The following is an 18,827-nucleotide window of genomic DNA, read 5'->3' on the forward strand; positions in this document are numbered from 1 at the left end:
TATGGCGGGATGCCTTCTCGCCCTTCCCGTGCTTCCCGGTTCCTCGCGCCCCTGGTCGCCGCCGCCCTGCTCGCCGGCTGCGCCGCGCTGTCCGCCGAGGCGCCCGTCGCGCGCCGCGTGGCGGCCCTGCTGCCGGCCGATGCGCTGCTGCTCGGCGAGCAGCACGACGCCCCCGAACACCACGCCCTCGAGCGCGAGACCGTGCAGGCCCTGGCCGAACGCGGCCAGCTCGCCGCGCTGGCGCTCGAGATGGCCGAGGACGGCCGCAGCAGCGCCCGCCTGCCCGCCACCGCGACCGACGCCCAAGTGCAGACCGCCCTCGGCTGGAACGACAAGGCCTGGCCGTGGACGCGCTACGGCCCCACGGTGATGACGGCCGTGCGCGCCGGCGTGCCGGTGGTCGGCGCCAACCTGCCGCGTGCGCGCATGAAAGACGCGATGGCCGACGTCTCGCTCGATGTGCAGCTCAACGGCGAGGCCTACGCCGCGCAGCAGGAGGCCGTGCGCGAGGGCCACTGCAAGCTGCTGCCTGAATCGCAGATCGGCCCCATGACGCGCATCCAGGTCGGGCGCGACCGCGCCATGGCGCAGGCGCTGGTGAAGGCCCGGCAGCCGGGCAAGACGGTGGTGTTGATCGCCGGCGCCGGCCACGTCACCAAGGTGCTGGGCGTGCCGCAGCACCTGCCGACCGACGTGTCGGTGAAGACGGTCCACCTGCAGGCCGGCGGCCCGGCCGAGGACGACACCGACGCCTACGACGCCACCTGGCGCACGCCGGCGCTGCCGCCGGTGGACTACTGCGCGGGCGTGCTCAGGCGAACTTCCTGATCGAATCCGCCAGCGTGTTGACCAGCGTGTCGATGTGCTGCTTCTCGACGATATAGGGCGGCGCGATCACCAGCACGTCGCCCGCGGGCCGCACCAGCGCGCCCTTGTGGAAGCAGTCGAGAAACACCTCGTAGGCGCGCTTGCCCGGCGACCCGGCGATGGGCGCGAGCTCCACCGCCGCCGCCAGGCCCAGGCTGCGGATGCCCACCACGTTCGGCAGGCCCTTGAAGGTGCTGTGAAAGGCATCGCCCAGCACCTTGCCCATTTCGCCGGCGCGCGCGAACAGGTTTTCTTCCTTGAACAGGTCGAGCGTGGCAATGGCGGCGGCGCAGGCCACCGGGTGGCCCGAGTAGGTGTAGCCGTGGAAGAACTCGACCACGTGCTCGGGCGCGTCGGTCTTCATCATCGCGTCGTAGAGCTTGTCGCGGCAGATCACGCCGCCCAGCGGGATCACGCCGTTGGTCACGCACTTGGCGAAGTTCAGCATGTCGGGCACGACGCCGAAATAGTCCGACGCGAAGTTGGTGCCCATGCGCCCGAAGCCGGTGATGACCTCGTCGAAGATCAGCAGGATGCCGTGCTTGTCGCAGATCTCGCGCAGGCGCTTCAGGTAGCCCTGCGGCGGCAGGTACCAGCCGGCCGAACCGGCCACCGGCTCCACGATGATCGCGGCCACGTTGCTCGGGTCGTGCAGCGGCAGGATGCGGGTTTCGAGCTCGACCAGAGGGTCTTCGGTCCACACCGGCTCCGCGTTGTGGATGTAGGCGTGATTCACCGGGTCGTGGATGAAGCGCATGTGGTCCACGCGCGGCAGGAAGGCCGAGCCGAACACCTTGCGGTTGCCCGGGATGCCGCCCACCGACATGCCGCCGAAGCCCACGCCGTGGTAGCCCTTCTCGCGGCCGATGAACACGTTGCGGTGGCCCTCGCCGCGCGCGCGGTGGTAGGCCAGTGCCACCTTCATCGAGGTGTCGGCGGCCTCGGAGCCCGAGTTGCAGAACAGCACCTTGTTCAGGTCGCCCGGGGCCAGCGCGGCGATCATCTCGGCCGCCTTGAAGGCCTTGTCGTTGCTGACCTGGAAGGCGGTGGCGTAGTCCAGCGTGTCCAGCTGCTTCTTGATCGCCTCGTTGATCGGCTTGCGGTTGTGGCCCGCGCCCACGCACCACAGCGAGGAAATGCCGTCGACCACCTTCTTGCCGTCGTGCGTGGTGAACGTCATGCCGTCGGCCGCCACGAAAACCCGCGGGTCCTTCTTGAAATGGCGGTTGGGCGTGAAGGGCAACCACTGGTTGTCCATGTTGAAGTCCTGGAAGGCCATGTCTCGCTCCTGCGGTTATGTGGGGAGGGAAAATCGCGATTCTGGCACCCCTGCCACAATCCTGCCCCTGATGACGACCACTACGCCTGCCTACATCCTGAACCTCTCCTGTCCCGACCGGACGGGCATCGTGCACGCCGTGTCGGGCTTCCTGCTCGAGCGCGGCGCCAACATCGAAGAGGCCGCCCAATACAACGACCACGGCACCGGCCTGTTCTTCATGCGCGTGCGCTTCGCCTGCGGCGACCACAGCGAAGCCGTGCTGCGCGAGGAGCTGAAGGCCTTCGCCACCGGTTTCGGCATGAGCCTGCAGCTGCACGCCGCCGCCGACCCGATGAAGACCGTGATCCTGGTCAGCAAGGAAGGCCACTGCCTGAACGACCTGCTGTTCCGCTGGAAGAGCGGCCTGCTGTCGATCGACGTGCGCGCCATCATCTCGAACCACCGCGACTTCTACCAGCTGGCTGCCAGCTACAACGTGCCCTTCCACCACATCCCGGTGACGGCCGCGACCAAGGCGCAGGCCGAGGCGAAGCAGCTGGAGATCATCGAGGCCGAAGGCGCCGAACTCGTGGTGCTCGCGCGCTACATGCAGATCCTGAGCAACGACCTGTGCAAGAGCCTGGCCGGCCGCGCGATCAACATCCACCACTCGTTCCTGCCCAGCTTCAAGGGCGCCAAGCCCTACTACCAGGCGCACGACCGCGGCGTGAAGCTGATCGGCGCCACCGCCCACTACGTGACGGCCGACCTCGACGAAGGCCCGATCATCGAGCAGGACGTGGCCCGCGCCGACCACACCGACACGGTCGAAGACCTCACGGCCCGCGGCCGCGACACCGAAAGCCAGGTGCTGGCCCGCGCCGTGAAGTGGCACAGCGAGCACCGCGTGCTGCTGAACGGCCACCGCACGGTCGTGTTCCGCTAACTCACTCCATCGCCGCTTCCAGATGCGCCTGCAGCTCCCGCTTTTCGCCCTTGCTGCCGCTCTGGCAGCGCCCGCCACCTTCGCCCAGGACGCCCGCGCCGGCGGCGCCCCGCTGGCGCCCGACGCGCTGTTCGCGCGCGTCTCGCCCAGCGTCTGGGTCGTGCAGGCCAGCGACGCCCTGGGCAAGGTCCTGGCCACCGGCAGCGCGGTCGCCACCGGCCCGGGCACGGCCGTCACCAGCTGCAAGCTGCTGGCCAAGGCCAGCGCCGTGTCGCTGCGCCGCGACAACGTGAGCTACGGCGCCGTGCTGGAGCATCCGGACGTCGAACGCGACCTGTGCCAGCTGCGCATCGCGAACCTCGTGTCGCCGACCCTGGGCGTCGTGCCCGCGGGGGCGCTGCAGGTCGGGATGCCGCTGTACGTCATCGGATCGCCGCGCGGGCGCGAGCTGACGCTCGGCATTTCCATGCTCGGCGGCGTGCGCCGCAACGCCGCGGGCGCGCTCGAGTCGCTGCAACTGGCCACGCCGACCGAGGCGGGCCTGGCCGGTGCCGGCCTGTTCGATGCGCAGGGCCGCCTCGTGGGGCTCGTCGCCGGATCGGCCCCGGCCACCCTCGCCATGCCGGCCGCATGGATCGCGGAACTGCCGACGCGCGGCCAGCGGGCCATCGAGCGCCTCGCCTCGCAGCCCGCGCCGGCCAGCGTGTCGCTGCAGCGCCCGAGCATGGTGGAGTACCAGCTGCACGACCGCCTCACCAACACCTACCGCAAGGTGATCTACCGCGCGGACACGGCCACCACCTCGGACGAACGGCTCAGCTTCAACAACGGAGGCTGGGTCGAGAAGCCGGGCGGCGAAGTGATCGGCGTCACGACGGCCGTGGCCGGCGAGTTCGACAGCGTCATGCCGCCGGGCGGCTGGGCCCGCCCGACCCTGGAGCAGGACGCCGCCTGGGCCACGGAATACGACGCCACCATGGGCGGCACGCGCATCAAGATGGACCTGCGTGCCCACGTGGTGGACGACGCCGCCACGCTGCCGGTCAACGGCCGCGAGATGAAGGTGGTGAAGATCGACTACCGCGGCCACACCCAGCGCTTCGCGAACGCGGGCGCCTGGAGTGGCAACCAGTACGGGACCTACCGCGCCAGCGTGTGGTTCTCGCCGGAGCTGGGCCGCGTCCTCCGCTTCGAAGTGCAGACGCGCGGCGGTGCGAGCGGCGGCGCGTTCCAGGTCAGCGAAGTGCTCGAGCTGGTGAGCATCCGCTAGCCCCGGGCGGGCGCCGCGCGCTCTCTATCGATCAATTGCGGTACGGGTTGTCCGGACGCCGGTCCTGGCGGTTCGGCACGCCGTCGCCGTCGCGGTCCCAGCGGCCGCGGTTGTATTCCCAGCGGCCATTGTTCTCGCGCCATTCCGGCGCGCGGTAGGCATAGCCCGGGCGGGCACGCACGTACATGCCGCGCACCCACACATGGCGACCGCCACGCCACTCATAGTGGCCCGGCGACCACACATAGCCGCGACGCGGCGGCGGCATGCGCTCGTAGCGCGGCGGGGGCGGCGGCCCCTGGATGGTGATCACCGCCTGCGCCTGCGCGGCCGTGGGAACGGTCAGGGCGCCCACCGACAGCAGCGAAGCGGCACCGATGGAAAGAGCGACTGCGAGTGTTTTCATGAGAAAGCCCCATGGTTGTTGGAGGAGCCTTCATGCTGCCGGGACCGTGTGAAGCGCCTGTAAGCGCTGCGCGAAATCTTGTGTAGAGCTGTTTCGCTGCCGCGGACGCGCTTTATTCCTGCAATTCGCGCAGGTCGATGGCCGCGGCCATGGCCGCGTGGCCGGCGCGGTTGGGATGCAGGTGATCGCCGCTGTCGAATGTCGGATTCAGCTGACGCGGCGCGGCCGGGTCGCGCAGCACGGCATCGAAGTCGATCACGCCGTCCACGTCCTGGCGGCTGCGCACCCAGCGGTTCACAGCCTCGCGCATGGCCTCGTTGGCGTCGGTGCCGTAGATCGTGTTGCCGAAGGGCGGCACGGTGCCCAGCAGCACCTTCACGCCCTTGGCGCGCGCCTGCTTGACGAGCTGCCCCAGGCCCTCGGTGACGCGCTCGGCCGTGGGCACGTCGTGCGGCGGCACCTTCAGGCCGGGGATGCCCGCGAAGATGGCGCGGCCGATGTCGTTGGTGCCCAGCAGCACAATGACGTGCGTCACGCCGCTCTGGCCCAGCGCGTCGCGCGCAAAGCGCGACAGGCCGTCGGGGCCGATGCCGTTCACCAGCAGCCGGTTGCCGCCGATGCCGGCGTTGATCACCGACACCGCGTGCGCGGCCTGCGGACTGTCACGCAAGCGCGTGGCGAGCATGTCGGGGTACGAACCGTCGCCCGACTCGCCACCGCCCGCGGTGATCGAATCGCCGAACGCGACGACGGTGCGCACGGGTCGGGTGGTGAGCACGTCGAGCCCGGTCACGATGTGGCTCATCGGCAGCGCCGCCGGCTTCGGCAGCCGGGGCGACGCCACGACGTTGCCGTTGGCCAGCCAGCCCGTGTCAGTGGACAGCAGGTACATCGTGGCGAACGGTGTCGCGCGGTCGAGAAAAAGACTCACGGCCACGGCCTGGCCCGCCGCAACGTTCAGCGCCACGCCGTCGCTCCATGCTTCCGCGCCCGGCGCCACGGTGACGGTGGCGCGGCCGCCGAAACGCAGCGTGCGCAACGAGGCCGGCGAGACGGCGTCGCCGCCCGTGCCCAGTGCCACGGTGGCGGCGGCGATGCGCAGCGGCGTCTTGCCGAAGCGGTTCGACACCCGCACGCGGATGCGCTCGCCGTCGATCGTCGGGCGCATCATCTGGCGCAAGGTCTGGCCGCGGAACACATGGTCGCCCGGTCCGCCGATGGCGGCCGTGGCGGGGTTCGCATCCAGCTCGGCGAAGTCGAGCACCGCCACGGCCCAGCTCGCCACCCAGCGCGCTTCGGCCGGCTGGCGTGCCGCCTGCTCGACCTTCTCCGCCCACACCGCCTGCACGCCCACGAGCAGCACCGCAAGGCCGAGAACGGCCATCCAGTGTGCAGGGGAAAAGGCGGCGTCGCGCAGTCGGACGCGCCAGCGGGCAAGAAGGTTCATGCGTGCAAAAGCGGCCCAGTGTACGGAGCCGCCTTGCCCGCGCCAGTGACGAGGTCTAACCTAAAGTTACCAAGTGTCGACGTACGCCGAGACCGCCTCGGCCGGCCGCGTCGCCGAGGCCAGGCCGCGCACCAGCCAGGTGCGCGTGTCGGCCGGGTCGATCACCGCGTCGATCTCCAGCGTCTGCGCCATGTGGATCGCTTCGCCGTTCGCGTACTGCTGCGCCACCAGCTGCTTGAACAGTGCGTCGCGCTCGGCGCCCTCGGGCACGGCCGCGAGTTCCTTGCGAAAGCCCAGCCGCACCGCGCCTTCGAGGCCCATCGCGCCGAACTCGCCGGTGGGCCAGGCCACGGTGAACACGGGCGCGTCGAAGCCGCCGGCGGTCATGGCCTGCGCGCCCAGGCCGTAGCCCTTGCGCAGCACCACCGCGAAGAAAGGCACGCGCAAGTGCGAGGCCACCATGAACATGCGGCACACGTGGCGCACCTGCGCCTGCGCCTCGACCTCGGGCCCGACCATGAAGCCGGGCGTGTCGCACAACGACACGATCGGTAACCCGTGGGCATTGCACAGTTGCATGAAGCGTGCGGATTTGTCGGCCGCCTCCACGTCGATCGCGCCGCCCAGGTGGTGCGGGTTGTTCGCCATCAGGCCGACCGGCTTGCCCTCGATGCGCGCCAGCGCCGTGACGATGCCCGCGCCGAAGCCCGCGCGCAGCTCGAGCAGCGAGCCGGTGTCGGCCACGCCGCGCATGGCGGCGCGCACGTCGTACACGCGCAGCCGGTTCTCGGGCACGACGTGGCGCAGCGTGCGCGGATCGGCGCACTGCCAGTCAGTGGTTGCCCCCTGGAAGTAAGAGAGGTACTGCTTGGCCGCAGCGACTGCTGCCGCTTCGTCTTCCACCAGGATGTCGATCACGCCGTTGCGCGACTGCACGCTGCTCGGCCCGATCTGCTCGGGCGCGAAGGTGCCCAGGCCGCCGCCCTCGATCATCGCGGGGCCGCTCATGCCGATGTTGCTGCCCTTGGTCGCAATGATCACGTCGGCGCAGCCCAGCAGCGCCGCGTTGCCCGCGAAGCAGCGGCCATGCACGATGCCGACCACCGGCACCTTGCCCGACAGCGCCGCGAACTGGCTGAAGGTGTGGTTGTTCAGGCCCGCGACGATCGGCATGTCGGTGTCGCCCGGCCGCCCGCCCCCGCCCTCGGCGAACAGCACCACCGGCAGCTTGAGCTGGTGTGCCACCGCGAGCAGCCGGTCGGTCTTGTGGTGGTTGCGCATGCCCTGCGTGCCGGCCAGCACGGTGTAGTCGTACGCGAGCACGGCGCAGCGCGATTTCTCGGGGCCGAACTGCTTCGCGTTGACGCTGCCCAGCCCGGTCACCATGCCGTCGGCCGGCGTGTTGGCGATGAGGTCTTCGAGCGAGCGGCGGCGCGTCTGCGCGGCGATGGCGAGCGCGCCGTACTCGATGAAGTTGCCGGGGTCGCCGGCCATGTCGCACAGGTCGGCGATGTTCTCGCGCGCGGTGCGACCGCCCTGCGCATGCCGCTTGTCGACCGCCGCCTTGCGGTTCGCATCGAGCGTGGGCGCATGGCGGTCGATGACCTTCTGCAGGTCGGGACGGATCGCGTCGAGGTCGTGCGCGACGCGCGCCTGCGCTTCGACGCCCTGCGCATCGACGGCCTCCAGCCGCACCAGCGACTGGCCTTCGACGAGGTAGTCGCCCGGCGCGGCCAGCAGTGCCAGCACGCGGCCGGCCACGGGCGCGTGCAGCAGGTGCTCCATCTTCATGGCCTCGAGCACGCCCAGCTGCGCGCCGGCGGGCAGCACATCGCCCACCGCGACCTCGAACTGCACCAGCTTCGCGGGCATCGGCGCCTTGACGGTGAGGCCGTCGTCGTCTTCCGCGTCCTGCGCCGGCGCGCTCGCGGCGGCGGGCGCGGTCACCTTCTTCGTGTGCTTTTCAAATGCCTTCGCGTCGGCGAGCAGATCGCCCAGGTGCGCTTCCACGAAACGCGTATGCACCGCCTGCGTCGCGAACTCGGGCCGCGCGGCAATGGCGCACAGCAGCGGCAGGTTGGTGGCGATGCCGTCGATGTGGCATTCGTCGAGCGCGCGCAGCGAGCGGCGCAGCGCGTCCGCGAAACGCGGCGACGGCGAATGCACGATGAGCTTGGCCAGCAGCGTGTCGTAGTGCGGCGAGGGCGCCAGCCCCCCGTAGCCGTGCGTGTCGACGCGCACGCCGGGGCCGGCGGGCAGGTCGAAGCGCGCGAGCGTGCCGCCGGCGGGGCGCGCGTTGCCTTGCGCGTCGAGCGTCTCGGCGTTGATGCGCCACTGCACCGCGAAGCCGCGCTGCGGCGCCGTGCGGCCGGCCTCCACGCCGAGCGCGTCCAGCGTGTCGCCCGAGGCCACGGCGATCTGCAGCTGCACGAGGTCCAGCCCCGTCACCGCCTCGGTCACCGTGTGCTCGACCTGCAGGCGCGGGTTCGCTTCGATGAAGACGAAAGGCAAAGTGGTCGACGCCGCATCGACCAGGAATTCGAAGGTGCCGAGGCCGCGATAGCCCACGGCCTTGGCCATGCGCAGCGCGGCCTGCGTGACCTGCGCGCGCAGCGGCTCGGGCAGCGAGGGGCTGGGCGCGATCTCCACCAGCTTCTGGAAGCGGCGCTGCAACGTGCACTCGCGCTCGCCGAGGCTGGCCACTGCCGCGCCATCGCCGAGCACCTGCACCTCGATGTGCCGCGCGTTGCGCATCAGGCGCTCGACGTACACGCCCTCGATGCCGAACGCCGCCTTGGCCTCGGACATGCAGCGCGCGTGCGCCTCGGGCAGCTCGTCGGCCGTGAGCACGGCGCGCATGCCGCGTCCGCCGCCGCCGCCGATGGCCTTGACCATCACGCCCGCGCCCTGCGCGTGCTGCTCGGCGAAGAAGGCCTGGGCCTGCGCGAGCGTCACCGCGCCCGCGCTGCCGGGCATCACGGGCACGTCGCACTGCGCGGCCAGTTCACGCGCACGGGCCTTGTCGCCGAACAGGCCCAGCTGCTCGGGCGTGGGGCCGATGAAGACCAGGCCCGCGTCGGCGCAGGCCTGTGCGAAGTCGGCACGCTCGCTGAGGAAGCCGTAGCCGGGATGCACCGCATCGCAGCCTTGCGCCTTCGCCACCGCGATCAACGCGGCCACGTCGAGGTAGGCCGAAGGGCCGGTCGCGTCGAGCGCCACCGCCACGTCGGCCAGCTGCACATGCAGCGCAGCGGCATCGTCGCGCGCATGCACCGCCACGCTGGCGATGCCCAGGTCGCGCAGCGCGCGCACCAGGCGCACGGCGATCTCGCCGCGGTTGGCAATCAGAACTTTGGAAAACACGCGAGGAAGCCTTTCAGGTCTTGTCTTTGAGCAGGCGGCGCAGCACCTTGCCCGCGCCCGTGGTGGGCAATGCATCGATGAAGCTCACGGCGCGCGGCGCCTTGTAGCTCGCCATGTTCTCGCGCGCCCAGGCCACGAGCGCGTCGGCCTCGAGCGCGGCGCCGGGCTTGCGCACGATGAAGGCCTTCACGACCTCGCCCTTCTCGGGGTCGGGCTGCGCGATGACCGCCGCCTGCGCCACCGCCGGGTGCTTGATGAGGATGGTCTCGACCTCTTCGGGGAACACGCTGTAGCCCGAGACCTTGATCATTTCCTTGAAGCGGCCGATGAAGGTGAGGTAGCCGTCGGCGTCGAGCTTGCCCATGTCGCCCGTGTGCACCCAGCCGTTGCGCAAGGTGGCGGCCGTGGCCTCGGGCTTGTTCCAGTAGCCCTTGAACGAGCCGGCGCTGGTGAGCACGATCTCGCCGACCTCGCCCGTGGGCATGTCGGCCTGCGTCTCTGTGTCGATGATGCGGATGGTCACGCCCGGCACCGGCACGCCCTGCGTGCCCCAGCGCGGCGCCACGTGCGGCGTGTAGGTGTCGCAGGTGTGGGTTTCGCTCAGGCCGTAGGCGGCCTCGAACGAACTGCAGTGGTTGGCGTGCGAGCGCCACTGCGCGGCCAGCGGCTCGGTGAAGGCAATGCCGAAGCTGGTGACCGGGTTCATCTTCAGGCTCGACAGGTCGAAGCTGGCGATGTCGGCCACCTGCATGCAGGCCACGTTCATCGGCGCGATGCTGTACCACCAGCTCACCTTGTAGGCGGCAATGGCCTGCAGCACGGCGCGCGGGTCGAAGCGGTGCATCAGCACCGAGGCGGCGCCGCTGAGCACGGGCACGTTGACGCCCATGAGCATGCCGGCGATGTGGTACAGCGGCGCGATCGACAGCAGCACGTCGCCAGGTCCCACGCCGTTGCAGTCGGCCGCGGCGCGCGTCTTGAAGAGCGCATTGCCGTAGCTGAGCATCGCGCCCTTGGGCAGGCCGGTGGTGCCCGAGGTGTAGGTCATGAGCGCGATGTCGTCCATGTCGATGGCGACGGGCTGCGGCGTGGCGCCGCTGCGCATCACGGCGAGGAAGTCTTCGCAGCCTGCGGGCACGGTGCGTTCGGCCGTGCGCTCGGCGGCCAGTTCGGCCGGCAGGTCGAGCGTGGGCTCGGCGGGCAGCAGGTCGGCGTAGTGCACCACGAACACATGCGCGAGTGCGCTCTCGGCCTGCACCTTGCGCACCACCGGCACGAGCGGCGCGGCCGCGACGATCACGCGCGCCTTCAGGTCGTTGACCTGGTAGGCCAGCTCGTGCTCCTTGTTGAGCGGCCCGCTCGGGCAGACGATGGCGCCGATCTTCTGGATGCCGAAGTGCGCCACCAGGTACTGCGGGCAGTTGTTGAGGAACAGCACCACGGGTTCGCCCTTGGCCACGCCCAGGGCCTGCAGGCGTGCGGCGAAGGCGTCGCTCGCGCGGTCGAGCTCGGCCCAGCTCAGGGCCTGGCCGTACCAGAGGCAGGCGGTGGCGTCGCAGCGCGTGCGTGCGTGGTCGCGCAGGTAGGCGTGCAGGGGCTGCTGCACGCGCGGCGGCAGTTCCTTCAAGCGTTGCGGGGTGGCGGGCGTTGTCTCCATGGCGTCACTTTCTCAGGGTTATCGATAGCCGCCTGCGCATGGCCGGCGCTTGCCAATGCGGCATGGTGCACGAACAATCCTACCCATGGGTATAACTTCCGCGACACCGAACAAACCCTCTGCCACGCACACGGCGCTGGCGGCGCAGCCGCACCTGCCGCAGGGCACGGGCCGCCAGCGCGCGGCCACGCAGGGCACCGACCTGCAGCGCGAGCGCATCCTGCAGGCGGCGGCGCAGCTGTTTGCTGCGCAGGGCTACGCCAACACGACCATGGCGCAGATCGTGCGCGAGCTGGGCGTGACCAAGCCCTTCGTGTACTACTACTTCCGCGACAAGCAGGAGATCTTCGAGACGCTGTCGTGGCGCCCCGCGGTCGACTGCTTCACCGCGCTCGACTTCGCCGCCGCCGACCCGCGCCGCGCGAGCGAGAAGGTGATGGAAGGCATCGAGCGGCTGATCCGCGCCACCATCGCGCACCACCCGGTGGCCTTCTTCGCGTACCGCGAGCCGCAGGTGTACCGCCCCGAGTACCTCGAAGCGCAGAAGAAGCTCGCGCACCACTTCTACGACCTGCTGTGCCCGCTGCTCGAAGAAGCCCGGCGCGACGGCGACCTCGACTTCGACGAGACCAAGATCACCGCGCTCGCGGCCTGCAGCCTGCCGGGCTTTCTCTACAGCTGGTACCGCCCCGGCGGGCGCCTCTCGCCCGACGAGGTGGTGGCGCAGCTGACGAAACTGGCCAGCCGCGTGATCGGGCTGCGCGCGAAGAACTGATCCCGTCTTTCACACACCCTCCGGAGACACTTCATGAAGCTCACGCATGCGCCATTGGCGCGGATCGCCCTTGCCTCTCTGTTTGCCATCGCCGGCACGGCAGCGCAGGCGCAGCAGCCGACCTACAAGATCGCCTACATCGATCCGCTGTCGGGGCCGTTCGCCAACGTGGGCGAGCTGATGCTGATGCACACGCAGTACGCCATCGAGGACATCAACGCCAAGGGCGGCGTGCTCGGCGGCATGAAGCTGCAGCTGCTGCAGTTCGACAGCAAGCTCTCGGCGCAGGAAAGCCAGAGCGCGCTTCAGGCGGCCATCGACCAGGGCGCCAAGGCGATCGTCACGGGCGGCTCGGGTTCGTCGGTGGTCACGGCGCTGGTGCTGGCCGTGGCGCGCTGGAACCAGCGCAACCCGGGCAAGGAACTGATCGTGCTGAACCACTCCTCGATCGACCCCGAGATGACCGGCAAGGGCTGCAGCTTCTGGCACTTCCAGACCGAGGCCAACACGGCGATGAAGATGAAGGCGCTGGCCAACTACATCAAGAAGACGCCGGACGTGAAGAAGGTCTACCTGCTGAACCAGGACTATGCCCACGGCAAGCAGTGGGCCAGCTACGGCCGCCAGCTGGTGGGCCTGGCGCGCCCCGACATCCAGTTCGTCGGCGAGACGCTGCACCCCATCGGCCGCGTGAAGGACTTCGCGCCCTACATCGCCAACATCAAGCAAAGCGGCGCCGACTCGGTCATCACCGGCAACTGGGGCCAGGACATGACGCTGCTGCAGAAGGCCGCGGGCGACGCGGGCTACAACCTGCGCTACTTCAACCACAGCGCGGGCTCGGTGCCGGGCACCGTCACCGCCGTGTCGCAGGCCAAGACAGGGCAGCTCACCTGGGTGGCCGAATGGCACCCGGGCCAGGCCGACACGCCGAAGGTCGATGCGCTGGCCAAGGCCTACAAGGCCAAGACCGGCAAGGACTTCCTCGCGCCGCGCATCGACCTGACGCCGCGCCTGCTGGCCGCCGCCATCGCCAAGGCCGGCAGCGCCGACACGGTGAAGGTGGCGCGCGCCCTCGAAGACCTGAGCTTCGACTCGGTGGTGGGCCCGGTGCGCATGCGCGGCGAAGACCACCAACTGCTGCTGCCGCAGGTGGTGAACACCATCGCGCCGGTGGACGGCAAGGCGGTGAAGACGGGCTGGGAAGGCACCAACTACGGCTTCCGCACCGATGCGGTCTATACCGGGAACGAGCTGGCGCAAGGCACCGACTGCAAGATGGTCCGACCCTGACTGAGTTCTTTCGGGGGACCTGCCCGGGCCACCGTGAATAGCGATCACGCTGACGGCGTGATCGCCCCCTGCGCCGCGTCATTGTTTCCTAGGGAAACCCCGTCCTGCCCACCCCCTGTGCCATCGGGATACTCCGGATTCGCATCCCGGACATCCGAAGCGGGTCCATACCGAAGGCACAACAAGGTACACCATGGCAGGAAAGAACTCGCTCCATCCGATCCCCCATCCGGCGAAGAAACCCTTCGTCGGCAATCTGCTGTCCATCGGCTCCGACTCGCCGGTGCTCGACATGTGGAAGATCGCGCAGGACCTCGGCGGCATCTACTGGCTCGACATGCCGGGCATGCCGGTGATCGTGGTGTCGTCGCCCGCGCTGGTCGACGAGCTGTGCGAAGAGCCGCGCTTCGACAAGAGCACGCGCGGCGCGCTGCGCCGGCTGCGCGCCGCGTCGCATGGCCTGTTCACGTCCGACACGCACGAGGAGACCTGGTCGAAGCCGCACAACATCCTCTTGGCCAACTTCAGCCAGCGCGCGATGCAGGCCTACCACCCGATGATGCTGGACATCGCGGGCCAGCTGGTCACCAAGTGGGAGCGGCTCAATTTCGATGAAGAGGTGGACGTGGTGCGCGACATGACCGCGCTCACGCTCGACACCATCGGCCTGTGCGGTTTCGGCTACCGCTTTAACTCGTTCTACCGCGAGGGCTTCCATCCTTTTGTCGATGCGATGGTGCGCACGCTGGAGACGGTGCAGAACCGGCGCGGCATTCCGCTCGAGGAGCTGATGCTCAAGAAGGAGCTGGCGCAGCAGCGCAAGGACATCCGCTACATGCACAAGATGGTGGAAGACATCATCGAGGAGCGGCGCACGAGCGGCGCCGACATCGCCACCAAGCCCGACCTGCTGAGCTACATGATCGCGGGCGTGGACAAGAAGAGCGGCGAGAAGCTCACCGACAAGATGATCCGCGACGAGTGCATCGAATTCCTCATCGCGGGCCACGAGACCACCAGCGGCCTGCTGTCGTTCGCCATCTACTTCCTGCTGAACAACCCCGAGGCGATGGCCAAGGCGCAGGCCGAGGTCGACAGCGTGTTCGGCGGCGACACCACGCAAAAGCCCACCTACGCGCAGGTCAACCGGCTGCAGTACGTGATGCAGGTGCTGAAGGAGTCGCTGCGCCTGTACCCGACCGCGCCCGCGATCTCGATGCGCGCGAAGGAAGACACCAAGATCGGCGGCCAGTACACGATCAAGAAGAACAACATGGTCATCATGCATGCGCTGGCGCTGCACCGTGACAAGGGCATCTGGGGCGAGGACGCCGACCAGTTCAACCCCGACCACTTCAGCCGCGAAGCCGAGCGCGAGCGGCCCGTGAACGCCTTCAAGCCCTTCGGCAACGGCCAGCGCGCCTGCATCGGGCGGCAGTTCGCCCTGCAGGAGGCGGTGCTCACGCTGGGCATGATCCTGCAGCGCTTCAACCTGGTCGATCACACGGGCTACAAGCTCAAGATCAAGGAAGCGCTGACGATCAAGCCCGAGAACTTCAAGATCAAGGCGCTGCTGCGCGACCCGGCCTCGCGCCCGCGCGGCACCGTGGAAGCGGCGGCCACGCCCGACACGCCGGCCAAGCCCGTCGCGCGCAAGCCGCAGGCCGCGCGCCACGGCACCTCGCTGCTGGTGCTGCAGGGCTCCAACCTCGGCACCGCCGAAGACCTGGCGCGCCAGCTGACCGAAGCCGGCGAATTGCGCGGCTTCTCGACCCAGCTGGCCTCGCTCGACGACTATGCCGAGCGGCTGCCGGCCAGCGGCGCGGTGGCGATCGTCTGCGCCTCGTACAACGGCGTGGCGCCCGACAACGCAGCGGAGTTCCACCGCTGGCTCGACAAGGCCGACGATTCGCTCAACGGCGTGCGCTTCAGCGTGTTCGGCTGTGGCAACACCGACTGGGCCGCCACCTACCAGGCGGTGCCGCGCCGCATCGATGAGCGGCTCGAAGCCTTGGGCGCCGACCGCGTGCACGAGCGCGGCGAAGGCGATGCGCGCGAGGACATGGACGGCGCCTTCCAGGACTGGAGCGACGCGCTGTGGCCCGCGCTGGTGAAGACCTTCGACATCAAGAACGGCGCCGACACGCCGGCCGAGGCCGAGCCGCTGTACACGCTCGAAGAGCTGCCGCCGCCGCAGAAGAACGCACTGGTCGATGCGCTGGGCGCGGTGCCGCTGCGCGTGATCGAGAACCGCGAGCTGCAAAGCGCCGGCGCCAACGGCGAGGCCGGACGCTCCACGCGCCACGTCGAGCTGATGCTGCCCGAGGGCGTGAACTACGTGCCCGGCGACCACCTGAGCGTGGTGCCGCGCAACAGCCCCGCGCAGGTCGAGCGTGCGATGGCGCGCTTCGGCTTCGACCGCTCGGCGCACGTGCGCCTGTCGGCCGTGCCGGGCCGCAAGGCGGCGCTGCCGGTGGATCAGGTGATCGCGGTCGATCGCCTGCTGGGCGACTACGTCGAGCTGCAGGACGTGGCCACGCGCAAGCAGATCGCCACGCTGGCGGCGCACACCGAGTGCCCGTTCACCAAGCCGAAGCTGCAGGCGCTGTCGGGCAGCGATGAGGCCTCGCAGGCCGCGTACAAGGCCGAGGTGCTGCACAAGCGCAAGTCGCTGTTGGAGCTGCTCGAAGAGCACCGCGCCTGCCAGGTGCCGTTCGCGGTGTTCCTCGAAATGCTGTCGCCGCTGTCGCCGCGCTACTACTCGATCTCCTCGTCGCCGACGATGACGCCGGGACGCTGCAGCGTGACCGTGGGCGTGGTGAGCGCGCCCGCGCTGTCGGGCAACGGCACCTTCGAGGGCGTGTGCTCCAACTTCCTGGCGCGCGCCGAGGCCGGCGACACGGTGCACGGCGTGATCCGCGAGACCACGGCCGAGGGCTTCCGCCTGCCGGAAGACGCGAACCGCCCGCTCATCATGATCGGCCCGGGCACCGGCCTGGCGCCGTTCCGCGGCTTCCTGCAGGCGCGCGCCGCGCAGGTCGAACGCGGCGACGCGCTGGGCGAGGCGATGCTGTTCTTCGGCTGCCGCCATCCCGAGCAGGACTTCATCTACGCCGAAGAGCTGCAGGCCTGGTCGCACCGCGGCCTGATGAAGCTGCACACGGCCTTCTCGCGCGCCGGCGACCGCAAGGTCTACGTGCAGGACCTGATCCGCGAACAGGGCGCGGCCGTGTGGAAGCTGCTCGAAGCCGGCGCCGTGGTGTACGTGTGCGGCGACGGCTCGCGCATGGAGCCCGACGTGCGGCGCACGCTCAGCGACCTCGCGCGCGAGCACGGGCAGGACAGCGCGGCGTGGATGGACAAGATGATTGCCGAGCAGCGCTACGTGCTCGACGTGTGGGCCGGGGCCTGAAGAGCCCACTCTGGAGCCCCAAAGAAGAAGACCGGCATTCGCCGGTCTTTTTTCATTGGGAGCTTTCGCCCCGGGTCAGACGTTGCGGTCCGGGTCCGGGTACACCAGCGGCCCGAGCATGCCGCGGTTGAACGGCTTCCACTCGCCCTCGGGCTGCGCCAGCCGGTCGGCCACCGCATAGAGCACGGCCGGGTGCGCGCCGAGCCCCAGGTGGCTCGCGACCACTTCGATGTTCTCGGACTGCGGGCCGGTCTTCTCGAGGCTGCAGCGCCAGGCCACGACACCGTCGGTGCGGCTGAAGATCGAGGTCGTGGGCACGGGCGGCGTGGGTTCGACGAACTTCATGCGGCGCGGGTCATGCGAGCTCTGGCCGCTCACGCCCTCGTACACGCGCCAGGCGTTGGTGGCGCGCGGGCTGCCCGAGAACGGACTGCCGAGCGTGATGACGTTGCGGATGAGGTCCTTCTGCGCCGAGGCCAGGAGCCGCGCGTAGACGCCGCCCAGGCTCCAGCCGATCACGCTGACCTTCTGGCCGCTTTTGTCGGCCAGGGTCTTGAGCAGGTCGACCATGCCGTCCTCGACGCCGGCGCGCGGGCCCAGGTTGCGGCCCTGGCCCCAGCCGTGGGCGTCGTAGCCGCGGCTGCACAGGTAGCGGCGCAGCAGCAGCGTGGACACGTCGCTGGCCACCAGGCCCGGCAGCACGAGCACGGGGTGCCCGTCGCCGCGCGGCGCGAGTTGCAGCAGCGGCCACATGGCGAGGCCGGCGCCGGTTTCCCAGAGGGCGCGCGCTTCGGCCAGCAAGAGCAGGCGCGACGGCGGTGCGATGGGTTCGTGGGTGGCGGTGGTCATGATGGCGGCTTCCTTTCTGTTCTTTCTTCTGTAGGACGACGATGGGGGTGCGAAGTTGCATGCCCCGTCGGACGACGACTTCATTTATCCGAGGTATTTGCCCCTCAGGTAATCAAGATAAGCCCTCGATTCGCTGGGAACATACGGAGAAACCAGCGTGAGTGTGTAGAAAGCCGCCAAACCGGGGTCGGCCTGCGCCAGCGCGTCGCGCCCCGGCACGAGCCGCTCGAACGAGAGCCAGCAGGTGGTGGTGAAGACCATCTGCAGCGCGAGGATGCGCGCCTGCTCGGCGCTGGTCTCGATCACGCCCGAAGCCACCAGCCCTTCGCACAGCGTCTGGGCCGCCAGCAGGTTCTGCGCGGTCATGGCCTGGGCGCGCTGCCCCAGGGCCGGGTACTCGCTGGCCAGGAAGGCCATGTCGCGGTAGATGAAGCGGTACTCGTCGATGGCCTCGAAGCGCAGGTGCAGCGCCAGCCACAGGTCGTCGATGGCGGCAATGGACGCCGACGAGCCGTTGAGCACCTCGAGCCGCTGCTCGAAGCGCCGGAACAGCCATTCGACGATCAGCTGCTTGGCCTTGAAGTGGTAATGCAGGTTGCCCGGGCTCATGCCGAGCTCGGCCGCGATCTTGTGCGTGGACACGGCCGGAAGACCTTCCGCGTTGAACAGCGCAAGGCTGGTCTGCAGGATGCGATCGCGCGTGGTGTTGGAGCTGGCCACAAGCGGCGTGTTGCGTGCGTTGTGTGCCGCTCAGCGCTTGCCGCCGGAGCCACTTGAACTGGACGGTTTCTCGAGTTTCGCGAGGCGTTCGCGCAACTGCGCCACCTCGTCGCGCAGGGCCTGTACCTCGTCGGCGCTGGGCATGCCCAGGCGCTGCAGGGCGGTGGCGACACGCTGGTCGAACACGTCCTCGAACTTGCGGATGCCGAAGGTGTCCAGGCTGGGAAAGCCGCGCGTCAGCGCCGCCTTGGCACCGGCCACGTCGGCCTTGCCGTGCCCGATGCCGAGCAGGCCTTCGATCACGTTGGCCTGGCGCTTGGCGACATCGTTGCGCACGTTGTCCAGCGCCTTGAGGCCGGCGCGCAGCAGCGCTTCGGCCTTGTTGGTGCCGACCGCAGTGTCTGCGGGCGGTGCTTTCGCAGCCGGCGCCGCCTTGCGGGGCGCGGCCTTCTTCTTGGCCGCCGGAGCCTTCTTGGCAGGCGCCGCCCTCTTCTTCAACTTTGCAGTGTCATCGGGACGGGTCGCCATGCGGTGGTGCTCCAGGGGCGGTAGAAATGAAAA

At 69.5% G+C, this 18,827-nt stretch carries 14 protein-coding genes; 6 read left to right on the top strand and 8 right to left on the bottom strand.

Going from position 1 to position 18,827, the window contains the following annotated elements; genetic code table 11:
* Nucleotides 1-9 precede the first annotated feature (9 nt).
* The gene (locus AC1RAD_RS21020) at nucleotides 10-828 is read left to right on the top strand and encodes a ChaN family lipoprotein (protein WP_492737000.1); all 819 of its coding nucleotides are present in this window, start codon (nucleotides 10-12) and stop codon (nucleotides 826-828) included.
* Here the strand turns inward: AC1RAD_RS21020 and aptA are convergent.
* Nucleotides 812-2,146 carry an omega-aminotransferase AptA gene (aptA, locus tag AC1RAD_RS21025; RefSeq protein WP_070063840.1) on the bottom strand — a complete coding sequence of 445 codons (1,335 nt, stop codon included), beginning with the start codon at nucleotides 2,144-2,146 and terminating at the stop codon, nucleotides 812-814. The genes AC1RAD_RS21020 and aptA overlap by 17 nt on opposite strands.
* Before the next feature lie 70 nt (nucleotides 2,147-2,216).
* On the opposite strand from aptA, the gene purU reads away from it, so the two are divergent.
* Nucleotides 2,217-3,074 (top strand): formyltetrahydrofolate deformylase, encoded by an 858-nt coding sequence (purU, locus tag AC1RAD_RS21030; protein ID WP_062478396.1) that lies wholly within the window; start codon nucleotides 2,217-2,219, stop codon nucleotides 3,072-3,074.
* 22 nt (nucleotides 3,075-3,096) lie between these two features.
* Nucleotides 3,097-4,344 (top strand): S1 family peptidase, encoded by a 1,248-nt coding sequence (locus tag AC1RAD_RS21035; RefSeq protein ID WP_492737002.1) that lies wholly within the window; start codon nucleotides 3,097-3,099, stop codon nucleotides 4,342-4,344.
* A gap of 31 nt (nucleotides 4,345-4,375) precedes the next feature.
* Here AC1RAD_RS21035 and AC1RAD_RS21040 read toward each other — a convergent pair whose 3' ends face one another.
* From AC1RAD_RS21040 to AC1RAD_RS21055, 4 genes are all read right to left on the bottom strand, one after another.
* On the bottom strand, nucleotides 4,376-4,750 hold the full coding sequence (locus AC1RAD_RS21040) for a YXWGXW repeat-containing protein (protein WP_070063838.1): 375 nt from the start codon (nucleotides 4,748-4,750) through the stop codon (nucleotides 4,376-4,378).
* Nucleotides 4,751-4,862: 112 nt separating this feature from the next.
* On the bottom strand, nucleotides 4,863-6,134 hold the full coding sequence (locus tag AC1RAD_RS21045) for a GDSL-type esterase/lipase family protein (RefSeq protein WP_492737004.1): 1,272 nt from the start codon (nucleotides 6,132-6,134) through the stop codon (nucleotides 4,863-4,865).
* A 129-nt stretch (nucleotides 6,135-6,263) separates the two neighbouring features.
* On the bottom strand, nucleotides 6,264-9,560 hold the full coding sequence (locus tag AC1RAD_RS21050; RefSeq protein WP_492737006.1) for a carboxyl transferase domain-containing protein: 3,297 nt from the start codon (nucleotides 9,558-9,560) through the stop codon (nucleotides 6,264-6,266).
* Between the two features lie 13 nt (nucleotides 9,561-9,573).
* Entirely contained in the window at nucleotides 9,574-11,217 is a 1,644-nt protein-coding gene (locus tag AC1RAD_RS21055) for an AMP-binding protein (RefSeq protein WP_492737008.1), read from the bottom strand.
* An 85-nt stretch (nucleotides 11,218-11,302) separates the two neighbouring features.
* On the opposite strand from AC1RAD_RS21055, the gene AC1RAD_RS21060 reads away from it, so the two are divergent.
* The 3 genes from AC1RAD_RS21060 (at nucleotide 11,303) to AC1RAD_RS21070 (ending at nucleotide 16,697) form a co-directional block, all read left to right on the top strand.
* Nucleotides 11,303-11,992: a TetR/AcrR family transcriptional regulator gene (locus tag AC1RAD_RS21060; protein ID WP_492737010.1), complete on the top strand. Its 690-nt coding sequence runs from the start codon at nucleotides 11,303-11,305 to the stop codon at nucleotides 11,990-11,992.
* Between the two features lie 33 nt (nucleotides 11,993-12,025).
* A complete protein-coding gene (locus tag AC1RAD_RS21065) occupies nucleotides 12,026-13,285 on the top strand; it encodes a branched-chain amino acid ABC transporter substrate-binding protein (protein ID WP_159274664.1) in 1,260 nt (419 codons plus the stop codon).
* Between the two features lie 193 nt (nucleotides 13,286-13,478).
* Nucleotides 13,479-16,697 carry a bifunctional cytochrome P450/NADPH--P450 reductase gene (locus AC1RAD_RS21070; RefSeq protein WP_492737011.1) on the top strand — a complete coding sequence of 1,073 codons (3,219 nt, stop codon included), beginning with the start codon at nucleotides 13,479-13,481 and terminating at the stop codon, nucleotides 16,695-16,697.
* A 75-nt stretch (nucleotides 16,698-16,772) separates the two neighbouring features.
* Here AC1RAD_RS21070 and AC1RAD_RS21075 read toward each other — a convergent pair whose 3' ends face one another.
* From AC1RAD_RS21075 to AC1RAD_RS21085, 3 genes are all read right to left on the bottom strand, one after another.
* Complete coding sequence (locus AC1RAD_RS21075; RefSeq protein WP_095950078.1) at nucleotides 16,773-17,546, bottom strand: esterase/lipase family protein; 774 nt, start codon at nucleotides 17,544-17,546, stop codon at nucleotides 16,773-16,775.
* A gap of 84 nt (nucleotides 17,547-17,630) precedes the next feature.
* Nucleotides 17,631-18,266, bottom strand: a complete 636-nt coding sequence (locus AC1RAD_RS21080) for a TetR/AcrR family transcriptional regulator (RefSeq protein WP_492737013.1) — start codon at nucleotides 18,264-18,266, stop codon at nucleotides 17,631-17,633.
* A 30-nt stretch (nucleotides 18,267-18,296) separates the two neighbouring features.
* A complete protein-coding gene (locus AC1RAD_RS21085) occupies nucleotides 18,297-18,794 on the bottom strand; it encodes a phasin family protein (RefSeq protein WP_492737015.1) in 498 nt (165 codons plus the stop codon).
* Between the last annotated feature and the right edge of the window lie 33 nt (nucleotides 18,795-18,827).

This window comes from Variovorax sp. GW823-FHT04B03 (assembly GCF_058796495.1).